Annotated in this window: 17 protein-coding genes, 4 tRNA genes and 1 pseudogene; 15 read left to right on the plus strand and 7 right to left on the minus strand. The window is 45.5% G+C overall.

Translation table 11 applies throughout. The features are described 5' to 3' along the window. The first annotated feature begins 314 nt into the window (after nt 1–314). The 5 genes from JZY04_RS05705 (at nt 315) to JZY04_RS05725 (ending at nt 6,104) form a co-directional block, all read left to right on the plus strand. A complete protein-coding gene (locus tag JZY04_RS05705; protein ID WP_122141756.1) occupies nt 315–1,121 on the plus strand; it encodes a helix-turn-helix domain-containing protein in 807 nt (268 codons plus the stop codon). A gap of 105 nt (nt 1,122–1,226) precedes the next feature. Next, the gene (locus JZY04_RS05710; protein ID WP_122141755.1) at nt 1,227–1,592 is read left to right on the plus strand and encodes a VOC family protein; all 366 of its coding nucleotides are present in this window, start codon (nt 1,227–1,229) and stop codon (nt 1,590–1,592) included. A gap of 42 nt (nt 1,593–1,634) precedes the next feature. Next, a complete protein-coding gene (locus JZY04_RS05715) occupies nt 1,635–2,456 on the plus strand; it encodes a helix-turn-helix domain-containing protein (protein ID WP_122141754.1) in 822 nt (273 codons plus the stop codon). 209 nt (nt 2,457–2,665) lie between these two features. Beyond that, on the plus strand, nt 2,666–3,073 hold the full coding sequence (locus tag JZY04_RS05720; protein ID WP_122141753.1) for a pyridoxamine 5'-phosphate oxidase family protein: 408 nt from the start codon (nt 2,666–2,668) through the stop codon (nt 3,071–3,073). Between the two features lie 955 nt (nt 3,074–4,028). Beyond that, on the plus strand, nt 4,029–6,104 hold the full coding sequence (locus JZY04_RS05725) for a DUF262 and DUF1524 domain-containing protein (RefSeq protein ID WP_122141751.1): 2,076 nt from the start codon (nt 4,029–4,031) through the stop codon (nt 6,102–6,104). 244 nt (nt 6,105–6,348) lie between these two features. On the opposite strand, the gene JZY04_RS05730 is transcribed toward JZY04_RS05725, so the two are convergent. From JZY04_RS05730 to JZY04_RS05745, 4 genes are all read right to left on the minus strand, one after another. After that, nucleotides 6,349–6,422: transfer RNA gene (locus tag JZY04_RS05730), tRNA-Asp, on the minus strand. Between the two features lie 32 nt (nt 6,423–6,454). Continuing rightward, nucleotides 6,455–6,528 (minus strand) — tRNA-Asp (locus tag JZY04_RS05735). Between the two features lie 32 nt (nt 6,529–6,560). Next, a tRNA-Asp gene (locus tag JZY04_RS05740) sits at nt 6,561–6,634 on the minus strand. 31 nt (nt 6,635–6,665) lie between these two features. Continuing rightward, nucleotides 6,666–6,739, minus strand: a tRNA-Asp gene (locus JZY04_RS05745). A gap of 349 nt (nt 6,740–7,088) precedes the next feature. On the opposite strand from JZY04_RS05745, the gene hisH reads away from it, so the two are divergent. The 8 genes from hisH to JZY04_RS05785 all read left to right on the plus strand — a co-directional run bounded on the left by hisH (nt 7,089) and on the right by JZY04_RS05785 (nt 13,983). Further along, a complete protein-coding gene (hisH, locus tag JZY04_RS05750; protein WP_005780065.1) occupies nt 7,089–7,679 on the plus strand; it encodes an imidazole glycerol phosphate synthase subunit HisH in 591 nt (196 codons plus the stop codon). Nucleotides 7,680–7,718: 39 nt separating this feature from the next. Continuing rightward, on the plus strand, nt 7,719–8,438 hold the full coding sequence (gene hisA, locus JZY04_RS05755) for a 1-(5-phosphoribosyl)-5-[(5-phosphoribosylamino)methylideneamino]imidazole-4-carboxamide isomerase (protein ID WP_005807013.1): 720 nt from the start codon (nt 7,719–7,721) through the stop codon (nt 8,436–8,438). A gap of 118 nt (nt 8,439–8,556) precedes the next feature. Continuing rightward, nucleotides 8,557–9,309, plus strand: coding sequence for an imidazole glycerol phosphate synthase subunit HisF (gene hisF, locus JZY04_RS05760; protein WP_005807011.1), 753 nt, complete (start codon nt 8,557–8,559; stop codon nt 9,307–9,309). A gap of 177 nt (nt 9,310–9,486) precedes the next feature. Continuing rightward, nucleotides 9,487–10,098, plus strand: coding sequence for a bifunctional phosphoribosyl-AMP cyclohydrolase/phosphoribosyl-ATP diphosphatase HisIE (gene hisIE, locus JZY04_RS05765; RefSeq protein ID WP_122141750.1), 612 nt, complete (start codon nt 9,487–9,489; stop codon nt 10,096–10,098). Next, the gene (locus JZY04_RS05770; RefSeq protein ID WP_032543839.1) at nt 10,083–10,781 is read left to right on the plus strand and encodes a cell division ATP-binding protein FtsE; all 699 of its coding nucleotides are present in this window, start codon (nt 10,083–10,085) and stop codon (nt 10,779–10,781) included. Before hisIE ends, JZY04_RS05770 begins: the two co-directional genes overlap by 16 nt. A gap of 31 nt (nt 10,782–10,812) precedes the next feature. Beyond that, nucleotides 10,813–12,132, plus strand: coding sequence for an aspartate kinase (locus JZY04_RS05775; protein ID WP_005780056.1), 1,320 nt, complete (start codon nt 10,813–10,815; stop codon nt 12,130–12,132). A gap of 137 nt (nt 12,133–12,269) precedes the next feature. Further along, nucleotides 12,270–13,433, plus strand: a complete 1,164-nt coding sequence (lysA, locus tag JZY04_RS05780) for a diaminopimelate decarboxylase (protein WP_122141749.1) — start codon at nt 12,270–12,272, stop codon at nt 13,431–13,433. A 70-nt stretch (nt 13,434–13,503) separates the two neighbouring features. Beyond that, on the plus strand, nt 13,504–13,983 hold the full coding sequence (locus JZY04_RS05785; RefSeq protein ID WP_005807003.1) for a ferritin: 480 nt from the start codon (nt 13,504–13,506) through the stop codon (nt 13,981–13,983). A gap of 172 nt (nt 13,984–14,155) precedes the next feature. Here JZY04_RS05785 and JZY04_RS05790 read toward each other — a convergent pair. The 3 genes and pseudogenes from JZY04_RS05790 to JZY04_RS05800 all read right to left on the minus strand — a co-directional run. Beyond that, nucleotides 14,156–14,338 (minus strand): annotated as a pseudogene (locus tag JZY04_RS05790) (N-acetylmuramoyl-L-alanine amidase); the annotation flags it as partial. A gap of 111 nt (nt 14,339–14,449) precedes the next feature. Further along, nucleotides 14,450–15,070 carry a hypothetical protein gene (locus tag JZY04_RS05795; RefSeq protein ID WP_122141748.1) on the minus strand — a complete coding sequence of 207 codons (621 nt, stop codon included), beginning with the start codon at nt 15,068–15,070 and terminating at the stop codon, nt 14,450–14,452. Between the two features lie 498 nt (nt 15,071–15,568). Continuing rightward, nucleotides 15,569–15,880 (minus strand): DUF4248 domain-containing protein, encoded by a 312-nt coding sequence (locus tag JZY04_RS05800; RefSeq protein ID WP_122141747.1) that lies wholly within the window; start codon nt 15,878–15,880, stop codon nt 15,569–15,571. Nucleotides 15,881–16,093: 213 nt separating this feature from the next. Between JZY04_RS05800 and JZY04_RS05805 the strand changes: the two genes are divergently transcribed. Both JZY04_RS05805 and JZY04_RS05810 read left to right on the plus strand, forming a co-directional pair. After that, the gene (locus JZY04_RS05805; RefSeq protein WP_122141746.1) at nt 16,094–17,038 is read left to right on the plus strand and encodes a site-specific integrase; all 945 of its coding nucleotides are present in this window, start codon (nt 16,094–16,096) and stop codon (nt 17,036–17,038) included. A gap of 360 nt (nt 17,039–17,398) precedes the next feature. After that, nucleotides 17,399–17,791, plus strand: a complete 393-nt coding sequence (locus tag JZY04_RS05810) for a hypothetical protein (RefSeq protein ID WP_122141745.1) — start codon at nt 17,399–17,401, stop codon at nt 17,789–17,791. The last annotated feature ends 3 nt before the right edge of the window (nt 17,792–17,794 follow it).

A 17,794-nucleotide genomic window follows, 5' to 3' on the forward strand; every position in this document is an offset into this window, starting at 1 on the left:
ATTATCAAAGTTAAATCGGCACTGTCCATCATTTTGTGTAAATAGAAAACTACGGGATTCTTCTCGTAGTTTTTTTTATTCGTTTTATCAATAGGTTACTGTATTGTTATAATCTGTAAGCCGAAACAGACTCATCCTTTTGCTCTCACTTAATATTGTTATATATCAGAGTACAATTCATACGTGCATCCATCCTCTTTCTGACAGCCGTTTTCGGTAACCCGATTTTGCTTTGTCTCTTTTTTCCTATCCCTTCTTTTTCCCGTCCCTTATCTTTGCTTGGATGATCTAAAAAAACAATATATTTGTAACCTATGCAATCATTCAGAATCATAAAGCCCACAGCGCCACTCGTCCCTTATGTCCGGCATTACTGGGTATTGAGCGACGATGCGCTTGCGCCGGTATCCGAACGGACGCTGCCCGTGGGGTGCGTCCAGATGGTTTTTCACCGGAGACGCCAACTGCTTTCACTGACCGAAGGCCGGTTGCAACCCTCTTCTTTCATCAGCGGGCAGGCGTTCGGCTATTCCGATGTCGAGTCTACGGGGATGCTGGAGATGATCGTAGTCGTTTTTCAGCCCTTTGCCGCAAAAGCTTTTCTTCACATGCCGGTCAGCGAGTTTCGTGGGATGAATGTAAATACCGAAGAAACGGACGATCCTCAGTTGGTTGATCTGGGCAGGCGGGTAGCCGATATGCCGGATCAGGCAGCGTGCATCCGCCTGATAGAAGAGTTTCTGTTAAGCCGTCTATACGCTTTTCCCGAATACAACCTGAAGCGGGTTTCGACTGCTTTGGAGGCGGTGACCCTCCATCCGCACATCCGTACGACACAACTGGCGGACGTAGCCTGCCTGAGCAATAAGCAGTTTGGGCGGGTGTTTGCGGAGTACGTAGGCGCTACTCCCAAGGAGTTTCTGCGCATTGTGCGGATACAGCGGGCGTTGTACACCCTGCAATGCCAGCCGGGCATTTCGTTTGCGCAACTGGCCTGCGAATGTGGTTTCTTCGACCAATCGCACATGATTAAGGAGTTCAAACTCTTTTCGGGATATACTCCGGCGGAATACTTAGCTGTTTGCGCTCCTTATTCCGATTATTTCTCCGTGGAGGAATGATGTCTGTTTTCTACTATCCGGGGCGGGTGCTTTGCCCTACTTTTGCGGTGTGCTTGGGAGACGTGACTTCCGGCATACAGTATTCATCTTATTAATAGAAAGAAAATGGAAAAGTTTATTGCGTTTTTTGAGATTCCGGCGGCAGATTTCCACCGGGCGGTAGGATTTTATGAAACAGTGTTGGACATCAAATTGGCGGTCTCGGAGCATGAAGAGGAGAAGATGGCCTGCTTCATGGAGCAGGGCGAAGCGGTGGGAGCGGTGTCGTGGGCACCCGATTTCCTGCCTTCGGAGCGAGGAACATTGATTCACTTCTATTGCGAAGAGATCGGCAAGTCGCTGGAACGTGTCTTGCAGAAAGGCGGGAAAGTCATTATCCCCGAGACGAAGATTGACGCTGAAGGCAGGGGACATTTCGCTGTTTTTGCCGATAGCGAAGGAAACCATATCGGTTTGTATTCGGATAAATAGCAGGTGTGAGTGATTCTCACTATATTTGCCCGAAATTGAAGTATGTATAGAGAATATCAACCTTGTGGACTGCTGGCTCCTTACGTCGATAAAATTTGGGAGTTCAAAGGAAGTTCTGAGTATGGGATGCGTATCAACGTCCTGCCGGACGGGTGTACCGATTTGATTTTCGCTTTGGGCGGGATAACACAACCGGTAGGCAACGAAGGGCGGATCATGCCGTCTTGCCGTTCGTTTTTCGTGGGACCGATGAAACGTTATTCGGAGTTGGTCGCGTATACCGAAACGGTTCACATGGTTGGTATTCGTTTTCATCCTTGCGGATTATTCCGATTCATGGACTTGCCCGTGCAGGAGTTGGCCGGTCAACGGATCGGCAGTGCCGACTTGGGAATCAAGCTGTTCGATGATTCGTTTACAGAGCGACTCTACGAGCTTCCGGATTTGCGGAGCAGGATTCAGTGTATTGAGACAGTATTGGTGCGGTCGATGTACAAGCACGATGTAGTGGACAAACAGATTGTTTTTGCGGTAAACCACATTCATTTGTACCACGGTCAGCGGGAGATCCGTTTGCTGGCAGAAGATGCCTGTTTGTGTCAACGGCATCTGGAACGGAGGTTCAAGCTGTTTACCGGATTTACCCCTAAAGAATACAGTCGGATTGTGAAGTTCAGGCAGGCGATCGATCTGCTGAAAAGTACGACGGAGGCAAATAACCTGCTCTCGGTAGCGGTGAATGCCGGATATTACGATGTTTCGCACTTCCTGAAAGAGGTCAAGACGCTGTCCGGCGGTACGGCAGAATCATTCCTTTCTCCGACCTTACCGCAAGAGGGGCTGCTGACGTATATTGAGAAATAAAATACCGGTTGGGTGATAAAGGAAATCTCCTTTAGAAAAGCGTTTCGGATTTAGTTTCGGGTACAGGCATTGTATCGCGAGCGTAAAATAAACTATGTCTGTAAGAAATTTAGTCTGCTTCTTATTCTATAAAAGTCGTTTTTTTACAACGCCGGGGTAGGTTGGCAAGCTTATATTTGCAGGGATTATCAATCTAAATAACATATACAATGAAATCATTAAACGAAAGAGCAGCAGATTTGCTGCAAGGTTGTGAAACGGTAATACTCAGTTCAGTCAATCAAGAGGGATATCCCCGCCCTGTCCCTTTGAGCAAGATTGCTTCGGAAGGTCTTTCTGAGATTTGGATGGCAACCGGAGAACATTCTGTGAAAACGAAAGATTTCCGGAGCAACCCGAAAGCGGGTCTTTGTTTCTACGAACAAGGGAATAGCGTTGCCCTGACGGGTGAAGTGGAGGTAGTGACAGATGCCGGACTTAAACAGAAGTATTGGCAAGACTGGTTTATCGCCCATTTTCCAAAGGGGCCGACTGATCCGGAATACGTTTTACTGAAGTTCCGTTCTGAGCATGCCACGTTTTGGATCGACGGACAATTCGTCCATCGGAACATTTAACCCGTTACTCTGTATTCTGCTTCTTTTATGGTAAATCTTTTAGCTTCTGAGAGGTAGGTACAAAAAAAACGGTACTTCGATTCACATCGCAGCACCGTCACAACACAAACACAAAATAAAACACGACAAAACTACTATGCAATCTTACCTGTCTATGCCGGGGAGGCATACGGTGCGACTATTATGGATATTCCCATAGGCATAAAGCGCTTCAGGCCGATTTGCATAATTATAAACGCAGAAGAAATCATTTTTGTTCAGGAGTGAGCAAAAAAAAATGTATTTTTTTCGAGTTATATGTATTTTCCCAAGTCTATGACCGGCTCTCAATAGGCTATAACCGTGTATCGGGCACATTCAATAGAATCGCGTAGTTTGTTCGGTTCACATGGATATCTTTTAGTAAAGTGATGGAATATGTTTCAACCGTATTTCCCTGTGTTTCCTCTTTTTGCCTGATGACAAAAGATACATCCTTAGTTTTACTGACCAGTACTAACAATTCGATTAAGTGACGTAAATATTTGCTGCTGATCCAGATATTCTCTCGATGTATCTTATTATACTGATTGATTAGTAAATTCTTTGCTATTAAATATCGGTAATAGAATATTCTGAGTTAAGAATCGATCGATTGGATGATTTTCTTCTCAGAGTATCGATTAATATCGTCTACGAACAAGAAGATTCTCAAGTCCTTCGTGCACTTGTCCCGTGTTTTAATCAGAGTTTTAAGTTCCTTTTTAAATTTTGTAGTTTTATCATGGAAACTAACTCCCTTGTTAAATTATGGACAATCATTAAGCTCTGTCTCTATTATGTTCAATCAAAGGTAGTGAGAAATATTATTGGTCAATGAACGGACAAAAACAGGAAGCTATTGATAATTTTCCTATTTTATTCTCTTATAATCGGGAAAAAGAATACTTTTGTTATCGTAAAATAAGCATAATCTATGAAAGCATCTTCCAATAATCTTTTAAGCATCATAAAGGGACCACGACAGTTTGTGATTCCCATTTATCAGCGTACATACAGTTGGCAACTGGTTCAATGCAATCAATTGTTGAATGATATTTTGCGTATTAGCAACGATTCTGCTGTCCAAGGGCACTTTATCGGTTCTATCGTTTATTTTCAGGAGAGTATACATACAGTGTCCGATGTGCCTAAACTTCTGGTTATTGATGGACAGCAGCGCTTGACCACCGTCTCTTTGCTGATAGCGGCTATTGCCGATTTTATAAAAGAGAATGCGGTAGAGATAGATACCAGCTTCACTAAACTTCAGAACTATTATCTGATTAACCCGGAAGAAGATAATGAATTGCGGTATAAACTTCTGCTGACCCGCAGAGATAAAGATACCTATATAAATTTATTGAAGGGGATTCCTCAGTCCGAGGGGAGGTCACAACGCATCATTGAAAACTATGACTTCTTTAAAAGTAAGATAAACAAGGAGAATGTGGTAGCTATTTATAGCGGAGTACAGCGACTGTTTGTTGTGGATGTGGCTCTTGAAAAGGAGAAGGACAACCCACAATTGATATTTGAAAGTATGAACAGTACGGGACTTGATTTATCACAAGCCGACTTGATTCGCAATTACGTGCTGATGGGACAAGAAGTTCACTTGCAGACCTCACTTTATGAATCTTATTGGTATCCTATGGAACAAGGATATGGTAGTGAATATGCGGCGCTGTTTAATAGCTTCATGCGCGATTACTTATCAGTGAAGACAGGCACCATTCCTCGTATCGATATGGTGTACGATGCTTTCAAGGCCTATGTGATAGGGGGAAAAGCTCCCGATACGATCAGCGAAGTAGTCAAAGACATTTATACTTATTCCGGATATTACGTCAACATGGTGCTTCACAAAGAGCCGGATAAGCAGCTTTGCGGGGCTTTCAAACGCATCAGCCAGTTGAGGGTTGACGTTAGTTACCCGTTTTTATTACCGTTGTACAACGATTATGTCAACGAAGTTATCAGTAGGGACGAGTTCTACGAAGCTCTTTGTCTAGTTGAGAATTATGTGTTCAGACGTGCCATTTGCGGCATACCGACAAATAGCCTGAATAAGACGTTCGCTACTCTCTATAAGTCATTCGATAAAGCGAATTATATGGATGGCCTGAAAGCTGCATTCCTATTGCTGGATAGTTATAAGCGCTTTCCGAACGATACGGAGTTCACTACTTTCCTACAAACCAAAGATGTTTATAATTTCCGTAACAGGAACTACCTTTTAAATCGGTTGGAAAATTTTCAGCGTAAGGAGATGGTGAATATTTCTGATTATACCATCGAGCATGTTATGCCCCAAAATCCTAATCTATCACACGAGTGGCAAGAAATGTTAGGGGAAGGTTGGGTAGAAGTCCAGGGTAAATATTTACACACACTTGGTAATCTGACTCTGACTGGTTATAATTCGGAATTGAGTGATCGTCCGTTCCAAGAAAAGAAGAGTATGGAGGGAGGTTTCGACGATTCTCCTATTCGCCTCAATTCATATCTGAGGAAAATCAGTTCGTGGAACGAAGAGCAGATACTTGTGCGTGCGGGGCAATTGGCTGAGAAAGCTAAAGAAATATGGAGATTTCCGTTATTATCGCCGGAGACACTCGAAGTTTATAGATCTGTGGAGAGAGATTCTGCAGAGTATACGTTGGAGCACTATGAATATCTGAAGGGGGACATACTTACTCTGTTTCAGGCCTTGCGCAGAAGGATCATGAATATAGATCCTTCCGTAAAAGAGGAACTCAAGAAGTTGTATATTGCCTTTAAGGCTTATACTAATTTTGTGGATGTCGTGCCTCAGAAATCCCGGTTGCGTCTTTCTCTAAATGTAGCATTTGCAGATATACTTGATCCAAAAGGTTTGTGTAAAGATGTATCCAACTTGGGACGATGGGGCAATGGCGATGTAGAAGTCGGTATTTCGAATATGAATGAATTGGATGATATCATGGAGTTGATTCAACAAGCGTTTGATAAGCAAATGGAAGCGAATTGATTGTTTTTGTGCGTGATGTAGTCTGCTATGAATAACTTTTGTTCGGTATGTATTTAAATATGCTGGGCAAAAGTTATTTTTTAATTTCCGGATAGGTGGTTTGCTTTTGTATTAGTCGTGTCGGTTTTTGGATGCAATAAGGAAGGCTTTGGTGCTTTTAATTCTGTATTTTGATAGATATACTAAAAATCCTCTGTTTTATGAAAGAAAACAGAGGATCATATAAAATTATTATTAATATCTGCGGTGCGTACGGGACTCGAACCCGTGACCCCATGCGTGACAGGCATGTATTCTAACCAACTGAACTAACGCACCAATTTTATTTTTTTTTATTAAGATTTGAGATGCGGTGCGTACGGGACTCGAACCCGTGACCCCATGCGTGACAGGCATGTATTCTAACCAACTGAACTAACGCACCAATTTTATTTTTTTTTATTAAGATTTGAGATGCGGTGCGTACGGGACTCGAACCCGTGACCCCATGCGTGACAGGCATGTATTCTAACCAACTGAACTAACGCACCAATTTTATTTTTTTTATTAAGATTTGAGATGCGGTGCGTACGGGACTCGAACCCGTGACCCCATGCGTGACAGGCATGTATTCTAACCAACTGAACTAACGCACCAATATTTCATTTCTTAATCGCTATCTCTCTCGATTGCGGTTGCAAAGGTAGGCATTTTTCCGAAACCTGCAATAGCTGAACGAAAAGTTTTTTGAAAAAAATGAAGCGATTTTGGCTTAGTTCCTCATTTTTAAGCCATTTAGTTTGAAAAAAAAGTGTGAAAAAATAATAGTGTAATTGGCCTCCTGTTTTCTTTCTGTTTTCCCTTTCGGATAATACTTATTCGTTTTATATGCCGAAAATCTTTCTATCTGTTATAAATCTATCTTTTAATTCAAACTTCTTGCTCCGATTTTTCGTGGTTTTGCAATAATTCGTTATTTTTGCGGACTAAATGTAGTACATTAAAATGAAAGTAGCAGTTATCAAATATAATGCAGGTAACATCCGTTCTGTGGACTATGCATTGAAACGCCTGGGAGTGGAAGCGGTGATTACCTCTGACAAAGAGGTGTTGAAAGCCGCTGATAAAGTGATCTTTCCCGGGGTGGGGGAGGCTGAGACTACTATGCTTCATCTCAAAGAGAGTGGTATGGACCGTTTCATTAAAGAACTCCGCCAGCCGGTATTGGGCATTTGTCTGGGCATGCAGCTGATGTGTCGTTTCTCCGAAGAGGGGAACGTCGGTTGCCTTGGGATTTTCGATACCGATGTGAAACGTTTTGTGCCCCGGAAACACGAGGATAAGGTACCCCACATGGGATGGAATACCATCGGTCAGTTGAAGAGTGACTTGTTCAAAGGATTCACCCGTGATGAATTTGTTTATTTCGTACATAGTTATTATGTACCCGTCAGTGAGTTTACGGCTGCCGAGACCGATTATATCCACCCTTTCAGTGCCGCTTTGCATAAAGATAACTTCTATGCCACCCAGTTTCATCCCGAAAAAAGTGGGGTGGCGGGTGAGAGAATTATAAAGAACTTCCTGGAGCTCTGATTCCCCCGGAAGTTTAAACCGTTAATTGAGAACAGACAGATGATAGAATTAATTCCGGCCATTGATATTATCGACGGGAAGTGTGTACGCCTTTCCCAGGGAGATTATGATAGCAAAAAGGTATATAATGAAAACCCGGTGGAGGTTGCCAAGGAGTTTGAGGCCAATGGCATCCGGCGTCTGCACGTTGTGGATCTGGATGGTGCTGCTTCACATCATGTGGTCAACTACCGGACACTCGACCTGATAGCCAGCCGCACTTCGCTGATTATCGATTTCGGCGGTGGGCTGAAGAGCGACGAAGACCTGATAATCGCTTTTGAGAACGGGGCGCAGATGGTTACCGGCGGCAGTATAGCTGTCAGGAACCCTGATATGTTTTGTCGTTGGATAGACCGTTACGGCAGTGAAAAAATCATTCTGGGCGCCGATGTCAAAGATCATAAGATAGCTGTCAACGGTTGGAAGGACGAAAGTGACTGTGAACTTTTCCCTTTTCTAAAAGATTATACGAAAAAGGGCGTTGAAAAGGTGATCTGTACCGACATCAGTTGTGACGGTATGCTGGCCGGACCTTCCCTGGAACTGTATAAGGAGATACTGACAGAGCATCCCACCCTTTACCTGATAGCCAGTGGTGGAGTGAGCAGTGTGGCCGACATTGAAGCGTTGCACGAAGCCGGGGTGCCTGCCGTCATTTTCGGCAAGGCTCTTTACGAGGGGCGTATCACTCTTAAAGAGCTTCAGGCATTTATTTAACCACAGGGTAATGCGGAGTTTTACAGAGTTCTGTTTTCTCTAATCGTTGCACTCTTTGGAGTTCTGTGTAATTTTGTGGTCAACCATTAATCAAACGTAAAATCGTAAATATAGAATCGTGTTAGCAAAAAGAATTATACCTTGTCTCGATATCAAAGACGGGCAGACCGTGAAAGGGACGAATTTCGTAAACCTCCGCCAGGCCGGTGATCCGGTAGAATTGGGGCGTGCCTATAGCGAGCAGGGAGCCGACGAACTGGTGTTTCTTGATATTACCGCCAGTCATGAAGGGCGTAAGACTTTTGCCGAACTGGTCCGGCGGATTGCTGCCAATATCAGTATTCCTTTTACCGTTGGGGGAGGGATCAACGAACTGAGTGACGTAGACCGCCTGCTCAATGCCGGTGCCGACAAAATTTCCATTAACTCTTCCGCCATTCGCAACCCGCAGCTGATAGACGATATTGCCAAGCATTTCGGGTCACAGGTATGTGTGCTCGCGGTAGATGCCAGACAGACCGGAAACGGATGGAAATGTTATCTCAACGGTGGGCGTATCGAGACTGACAAAGAACTGATGACGTGGACCAAAGAAGCTCAGGAGCGCGGAGCCGGCGAAGTGCTGTTTACCAGTATGAACCACGATGGAGTGAAGACCGGATACGCCAATGAAGCCCTGGCGGAGCTGGCTTCCCAACTCTCCATACCCGTTATCGCATCGGGCGGAGCAGGCCGGATGGAGCACTTCCGCGATGCTTTTACACTTGGTAAAGCAGATGCCGCACTGGCAGCCAGTGTTTTTCACTTCGGAGAAATTAAAATTCCCGAATTAAAATCGTATCTTTGCGGCCAGGGAATTACCGTCAGGTAGAAAGCGTAAGCAAATCTTAGCCTGAAGATAAAAGACGATATAGAAATGAATTAAATAAGAGTTCACCACAGATTACACAGATTAACACAGAACTTTTAATCGTAGATAATCAGAGAGATCAAAGATTAATCAGTGAAAATCCGTGTAATCTGTGGTGAACCCGAAAACATAAGAACCATGGATTTAGATTTTGATAAAATGAACGGACTCGTTCCGGCTATCATACAAGACAACGACACCCGCAAGGTACTGATGCTTGGCTTCATGAACAAGGAGGCTTACGAGAAAACTGTTGAAACCGGGAAAGTAACCTTTTTCAGCCGTACCAAGAAACGTTTGTGGACTAAAGGTGAAGAGAGCGGTAACTTCCTGAATGTCGTGTCTATCAAAGAAGATTGTGACAAAGACACTCTGCTGATTCAGGTAAATCCGGTCGGTCCGGTATGCCATACCGGAACTGATACTTGTTGGGGAGAGAAGAACGAAGAACCTGTCATGTTCCTCAAGTTGCTGCAGGATTTCATTGACAGACGTCACGAAGAGATGCCCGAGAAGTCCTATACCACCAGCCTGTTCGAGTCCGGCATCAACAAGATTGCCCAAAAGGTAGGTGAAGAGGCGGTAGAAACTGTTATCGAAGCCACCAACGGCACAGACGACCGTCTGATCTACGAAGGTTCCGATCTGATCTATCACCTGATTGTATTGTTGACTTCCAAAGGATACCGCATCGAAGATCTGGCACGCGAATTGCAGATAAGACATAGCGACTCATGGACGAAACACTGATTCACTATACCGACGTAGAGATACATCAGCAGGAACTCTGTGTGCTGAGCGATGTCAATCTGCAACTGCACAAAGGTGAGTTCGTTTACCTGGTGGGTAAAGTAGGCTCCGGCAAGACCAGTCTGCTCAAGACCTTCTATGGTGAGCTTGATGTGGCTTCTGGCGAAGCCGAAGTGCTTGGTTACCGGATGACATCCATCAAACGCAAGCACATTCCGCAGTTGCGGCGCAAGCTGGGCATTGTCTTTCAGGATTTCCAACTTCTCACCGACCGTACAGTGAACGACAACCTTGAATTCGTGCTTCGCGCTACCGGGTGGAAGAATAAACAAGAGATCAGGGAGCGCATCGCTGAGGTGCTCAACCTTGTCGGGATGGAGAATAAGGGCTATAAACTGCCTAATGAACTTTCGGGTGGCGAGCAGCAACGCATCGTGATAGCGCGTGCCATGCTCAACTCGCCGGAGATTATCTTAGCGGACGAGCCTACCGGGAACCTCGATGTGGAGACTGGAAAGGCCATTGTCGAACTGCTGCACAACATCTGTCAGGCGGGATCATTGGTAGTGATGACCACCCATAATCTCCAGTTGGTTACCGAATATCCCGGACAGGTATACCGGTGTGCCGAACACCGCATTGTCAATGTGACGGACGAATTTGTGAAAAGAGAAAATAATTAATATACATACTAATTTTAACACAGTAACGAAAATGAAAGTTTTAAAGTTTGGAGGAACTTCCGTAGGCTCTGCACAGCGGATGAAGGAAGTGGCCAAATTGATTACCGATGGTGAAAGAAAGATTGTTGTCCTCTCGGCTATGTCGGGCACAACAAACACATTGGTGGAGATTTCCGACTATCTGTACAAGAAGAATCCGGAAGGTGCCAACGAGATTATCAATAAGCTGGAGGCTAAATATAAACAGCATGTTGACGAGCTTTACGCTACTGAGGAGTATAAACAGAAAGGGTTGGAGATCATAAAATCTCATTTCGACTATATCCGTTCGTACACCAAAGACCTCTTCACCCTGTTCGAAGAGAAAGTGGTGCTGGCACAGGGCGAGCTGATCTCTACCGCTATGGTCAACTATTACTTGCAGGAGTGTGGCGTGAAATCCGTATTGCTTCCGGCTTTGGAGTATATGCGTACAGATAAGAATGCGGAACCCGATCCTATCTATATTAAAGATAAACTTCAAGCACAACTGGAACTCTATCCGGATGCTGAAATTTACATCACCCAAGGCTTCATCTGCCGCAATGCTTATGGCGAGATTGACAACTTGCAGCGTGGTGGAAGCGACTATACCGCTTCACTGATCGGTGCCGCTATCCATGCTTCCGAAATCCAGATCTGGACCGATATCGACGGTATGCACAACAATGACCCGCGCATTGTCGACAAAACAGCACCGGTGCGCCAGCTGCATTTTGAAGAAGCTGCCGAGTTGGCCTACTTCGGTGCCAAGATTCTGCACCCCACCTGTATTCAGCCTGCCAAATATGCCAACATTCCAGTCCGCCTGCTGAACACCATGGACCCTCTTGCGCCGGGCACACTGATCTCCAACGATACGGAAAAAGGTAAGATCAAAGCAGTAGCTGCCAAAGACAATATTACTGCTATCAAGATCAAGTCGAGCCGTATGCTGCTTGCTCACGGTTTCCTTCGCAAGGTGTTCGAGATCTTTGAGAGCTACCAGACTTCCATCGATATGATCTGTACGTCGGAGGTAGGAGTTTCCGTATCTGTCGACAATACCAAGCACCTCAACGAAATTCTGGACGACCTGAAGAAATACGGTACCGTTACAGTCGACAAAGACATGTGTATCATCTGCGTCGTAGGCGACCTGGAGTGGGAGAACGTAGGTTTCGAAGCTAAAGCGCTCGATGCTATGCGCGACATTCCTGTGCGTATGATTTCGTTTGGCGGTAGCAACTATAATATTTCCTTCCTGATTCGTGAGTGCGACAAGAAGGTTGCTTTGCAGTCGCTCAGCGATATGCTGTTCAACGGCAAATAGAAATGAATTAGGTTTACCACAGATTGCACAGATTAACACAGAACTTTTAATCTTAAAATATCGACGAGATAAATTATTAATCTGTGAAAATCCGTGTAATCTGTGGTGAATTCAAAACTGATTAGTAATTTTTCAAAATGAAAACTGTATTCCCCATTCATAAATTCCGCGAGTTGCAGACCCCTTTTTATTATTATGATACAAAGGTGCTTCGCGACACGCTGGCGTGCGTCAACCGTGAGGTGGCACGTTACGACAACTTCAGTGTACACTATGCCGTCAAGGCCAATGCCAATTCCAAGGTACTGACCATCATCCGCGAAAGCGGACTGGGTGCCGACTGTGTCAGCGGAGGTGAAATCCGTGCTGCCATCAAAGCCGGTTTTCCTGCCGGGAAGATCGTCTTTGCCGGTGTAGGCAAAGCTGATTGGGAGATCAACCTGGGACTCGATTACGATATTTTCTGTTTCAACGTCGAGTCGGTTCCTGAATTGGAAGTCATCAACGAACTGGCCGCTGTCAAGGGCAAAGTAGCCAACGTTGCTTTCCGCATCAACCCCAATGTCGGTGCGCATACCCATGCCAATATCACTACCGGGCTGGCCGAAAACAAATTCGGTATCAGCATGCACGATATGGATAAGGTGATCGACGTGGCTTTGGGCATGAAGAACGTGAAGTTTATCGGCCTTCATTTCCACATCGGTTCGCAGATTCTCGATATGGGGGATTTCATTGCGCTTTGCAACCGTGTCAACGAGTTGCAGGATAAGCTCGAAGCCCGTCACATCCTTGTGGAACATATCAACGTAGGCGGCGGACTGGGCATTGATTACGATCACCCCAACCGTCAGGCCATTCCGGACTTTGCCGACTACTTCCGTACGTACGATGAACATCTGAAACTTCGTCCGCACCAGACTTTACATTTCGAACTGGGGCGTGCCATTACGGGACAATGCGGTTCGCTGATTTCAAAAGTGCTTTATGTCAAGCAAGGCACCAACAAGCAGTTTGCTATTCTCGATGCCGGTATGACCGACCTGATTCGTCCGGCACTCTATCAGGCTCATCACAAGATGGAGAACCTGACTTCCGAGGATACGACAGTTGAAACCTACGACGTGGTAGGTCCCATCTGTGAGTCGTCCGACGTTTTTGGCAAAGCCGTCGATCTGAATAAGGTGAAGCGTGGCGACTTGATTGCCCTTCGTTCCGCCGGTGCTTATGGCGAGATTATGGCTTCCGGCTATAACTGCCGTGAATTACCGAAGGGCTATACTTCGGAGGAATTAGTGTAATCTCCGAACAATCTATCTTTTAAAATTGTTATTTTTGTAGTGATTTTAATAACTTAAAATGAATACGATTATGATTTCAGAGAAATTACAGAATGCAATTAACGAACAGATTACAGCCGAGATGTGGTCTTCTAATCTGTATTTGTCTATGTCTTTCTATTTTGAAAGAGAAGGTTTTAGCGGTTTTGCACATTGGATGAAGAAGCAATCTCAAGAAGAGATGGGGCATGCTTATGCCATGGCCGAATATATTATCAAACGTGGCGGTACGGCCAAAGTAGATAAGGTAGATGTTGTTCCTACCGGTTGGGGTACTCCCCTCGAAGTGTTTGAACACGTCTTTGAGCACGAACGCCATGTATCGAAATTAGTGGATGCATTGGTCGACATGGCCGCAGCCGAAAAAGATAAAGCGACTCAGGATTTCCTTTGGGGATTCGTTCGCGAACAGGTAGAAGAAGAAGCTACTGCACAGGGCATTATCGATAAGATTAAGAGAGCCGGTGATTCCGGTATTTTCTTTATCGATTCTCAGCTCGGTCAGCGATAAGGTTGTTCACCACAGAGTACACGGAGTACACAGAGTACACAGAGTTTTATTGCTAATAAACGGAGTTCACCACAAATTACACAGATTAACACAGATTGAGAAATAGATAAATCTGTGATAATCTGTGTAATCTGTGGTGAAAAACATTAAAACTCCGTGAGACTCTGTGAACCTCTACCAATACCCGCATCAAATGTTTTTGCCATTCTGTCCGGGTGTCTTTGGAGCGTCCGTTACAGTCCGGTCCTCCTTCGAATCCCCGTCTTCGGTGACACTCCTCCAGGTCATGCTCCGTGAAGCAGCGGTCTTCTCTGGTTGCGGAGCAGTGAATAACAATCAGATTGATTTCTCTCATAGTTCCGGTTCTATTTTTCGGTGTTCCCCTTTTAAATTTAAATCTGTGTTAATCTGTGAAATCTGTGGTGAACCCTGATTCGTTTATATATAATGTACGCGCGCGTGTACCTTACATTTCATATTCATTCAGAAACGCTTTATCCGCCAGATACATCGCTGCTTGTTTGCAGAACCGTGTGTCGTTCAAGTGACAATAGTATTCCTCCACGCTTTCGATGGCCGCCTGTCGTTCGGGTTCGCTCAGCTTTTTCCATTCGCGCCTTGCACGTCCGATGTTTACTTTGGCTGTTTGCGTCATCTCGTGATACCTTTCCCAGAAGAGGTGGAAACTCCGGTCCGACGAACTGTTTCCCGTTTCGTACGCTTTCAGCTTCCCCGTCCATAAGTCGTAGTTGTTGACTCGTATCCGCATCATTCCGTTGGGAGAGGGTAGTCGCTCGATGATGCCTTCTTTGATCATTGCGTTGAAGAAGTTCCGGGTTTGCGTGCGTTTCCATCCCAGCAGGCTCGCCCAGTGGAGCAGGCTGTGGGGTGATTCTCCGCGGTGGCAGATGAAGTGCTGTCCGCACGAGTCGCACTCCGTATCCGAGTAGTTGACGTTCATCAATACCCGTATCAGGGCTTCGAATCGCCCCTCTGTTTGTCCGTGAGTGGCGAAATAGTTTTCTAACAGAGATTTTGGGATGACGATATAGCCTTTTTTCAGCATTTCGACAGTTGGTGTTTTCATGGCAGTTTTGTTTTTAATGGATTTCTAATCTGATTTCTCACCACAGAGTAACATAGAGAAAATATTTTTTCAAGTGTACCGGTTATCAAAAAGAAACAAAAACTCTGTGTCGCTCTGTGCTACTCTGTGGTGAACTCCCCGCAAAAGTACCCTCCCTTGGCCCTCTCTCCAAAAAACGGGTTCTGATTGGTTGAAACAAGTCATTCTCTGTTGCTTCCTGTTTGTTTTTCGGGAGGGATAGGCTGGGGAGGGTGGTTACAGAGGCTCCGTTTCTCTCCGGCAGAGCCTCTGTCGGCCTGTGACGGAGGCTCTGTTTGCCTGTGTTTGAGGCTCCGTTTCCTCCCCGTTTCGTCCTCCATAGGTGGGCCAGTGCCGGAGCCACCTTTTTTCTGTCTCTTATCGTTTGGCTCACAGATGTTTATGCGGTGTCTTGTCACCCCTCAAAAATATCAGGTGGGCCATATAATAAATACTAACAAAAAAAGATATATGAATATATCAGTCGAATTTCCGGTCACGATTGAGCAGAGTCTCCCTCAATTCCGGCTTTTGGGCGATCAATAATCCTGCTTCGTCCGGCATGCCCCAATGCCGGATGATGATACTGATTTGTCTGGGAGAAAGCATCAGGGTGTGCGGGTGGTATTCCGCTTCCGCCAGTTCCCGGGCAAGTCGGGGGTGCTTCTGTATTTCGCTGCGGAAGCGGCGGATTGCTGAACTGCTGGCCTGTAAGTCCGGAAAATAAGCGATGGCTACGGTGGATATCGGATGGAATCCTTCGAGTAGCCAGTTTGGGTGTTGATTGTTCATGTTTTTAAATCATTTAAATGTTTATAATTTCTGCCGAAAAGCAGTTAATTTACATTTTGGGGCGCAAAGATATATGAATTTTTTGAATAGTTCTTTTTCCCCCGATCCCTCTGTTTATCGGGCATTTAGTTATTTGTCCTGATGTTTCATCGCGTGCGCCCGCAATGAACCGGAACGCGCGAGAGGTGTTATTTGTAATTAAATTGATAAAATATGAAAAAACAAAGTTTAACATTTTATTTGGCTTCTCTGGTCAAAAAGATGAAGTCGGGCGGGCGTTACGGCACTGCCCACGTGTACGATTGTGCCATGAAGTCGTTCTCCACTTTTTGCGGAAATAAGGCTGTTCCGTTCGGTGTGCTCACACCCGAATGTCTGAAACGGTACGAAAATCATTTGAGGGGAGCGGGTAAGAGGGAGAATACGGTTTCCACCTACCTCCGTATGCTCAAAGCCGCTTATCGCAGGGCAGTTCGCGAGAAGATAGTAGAGGACTATGACCCTATGCTGTTCAGCGACGTCAGTACCGGTACGCGTGCCGGTATCAAGCGTGCCATCGAACCCGATGTCATGAGCAGGATACTCAATGCCGACCTTTCCGCACTTCCCAAGTCGCTTCGTACGGCATGCGTACGCGCCAGCCTGATGTATCGTTTCCGTGGGATGTCTTTTGCCGACTATGCTTATCTGCCTGCCGAGGGCTTGCAGCCCAAGAAGCGGCTGACGTACAAGCGTAAGAAGACGGGGCGTGCGCTGACTGCCCTTGTTTCGGCGGAGACACAGGCTCTGATCGATCTCGATGCAAACTCTCAGGAGGGATCGGACTATCTTTTCCCCATCCTGGGGACCTGCGAATGGGGGAGCGAGGCGGGATATAAAACGTATCAACGGGAACTCCGCAAATTCAACCATCGCCTGGACAGGCTTTCCAAGGTGTTGGGGCTGGGTGTCCGCATCAGTTCGTATACCATCCGCCATACATGGGCAACAACCGCCTTCCGTCAGAAAGTACCGATAGGCTTGATTGCCAATGCTATGGGGCACTCGTCCGTCAAAGTGACGGAGACGTACCTGAAACCTTTTGAAGAGGAAGAGTTGAACCGTGTCAACGAAGGAATCATAAAGTACACCATGGAACGAATGAATGCTGCCGTGTAGTAGTATCTGGCTGATAATCAGCCGTTATTTTGTAGGTAACGGCACGAGTATAATTGTACAAAAGTGAACAAAACAAAGCAAATATCCAAATAAAACCGTAAATAATTTCGTTTAAATCTCCAAATAATCTTCCATACTGTCTTTTTTACCTGCCTTTTTATCTTTTCATGAAGAAAAACCGCATGTGAGTGGCTTTCACATTTAAATGTTTAAATGCGATATTGACATTTTATACCAGTTGCTAAACGTATAAATGTTTTTATTTCTGATGTTTAGAGAGTGAGATGCCTGCCGAAACTTCGACCTGTCATGTGCCGTTACCTACAAAGTAACGGCCATCACACAACAAAACAAGAAAATATGCTTACAGCTACTACTCAGGAAGCCGTCAGACTTCTGCGTTATATCTATTATCGGGACACATCCTGCGGCTGTCCTTACCATCCTGCTGACTGTATTTTTGAAGATGCTTCCGTACTTCTGCTTCAATTAGAAGCCGGAGGCCTGATTCGTTGTGTCTGTCAGGAGGCTCCGGATAAGCCCGAGTCGTACGAACTCTGCAAGCCTTTGGGGTCCGTCAGCCTTTTATCCCTTTTGCTGATACTGAACGAGGGTGTACACCCGGTTTCTCCCGACGTGGATGAACAGCGTGTCTACGGACGCTACGGGGTAGTCGCTTCCCGTATGGGCGTGGTCAACCAGATGATGCGCAGCATCTTCGGTGAGATTCATTTGACGGAATTGTGTTTGTAATTT

This window comes from Bacteroides sp. 11BF (assembly GCF_019633765.1).
GTDB classification, from domain to species: Bacteria; Bacteroidota; Bacteroidia; order Bacteroidales; family Bacteroidaceae; genus Bacteroides; species Bacteroides hominis.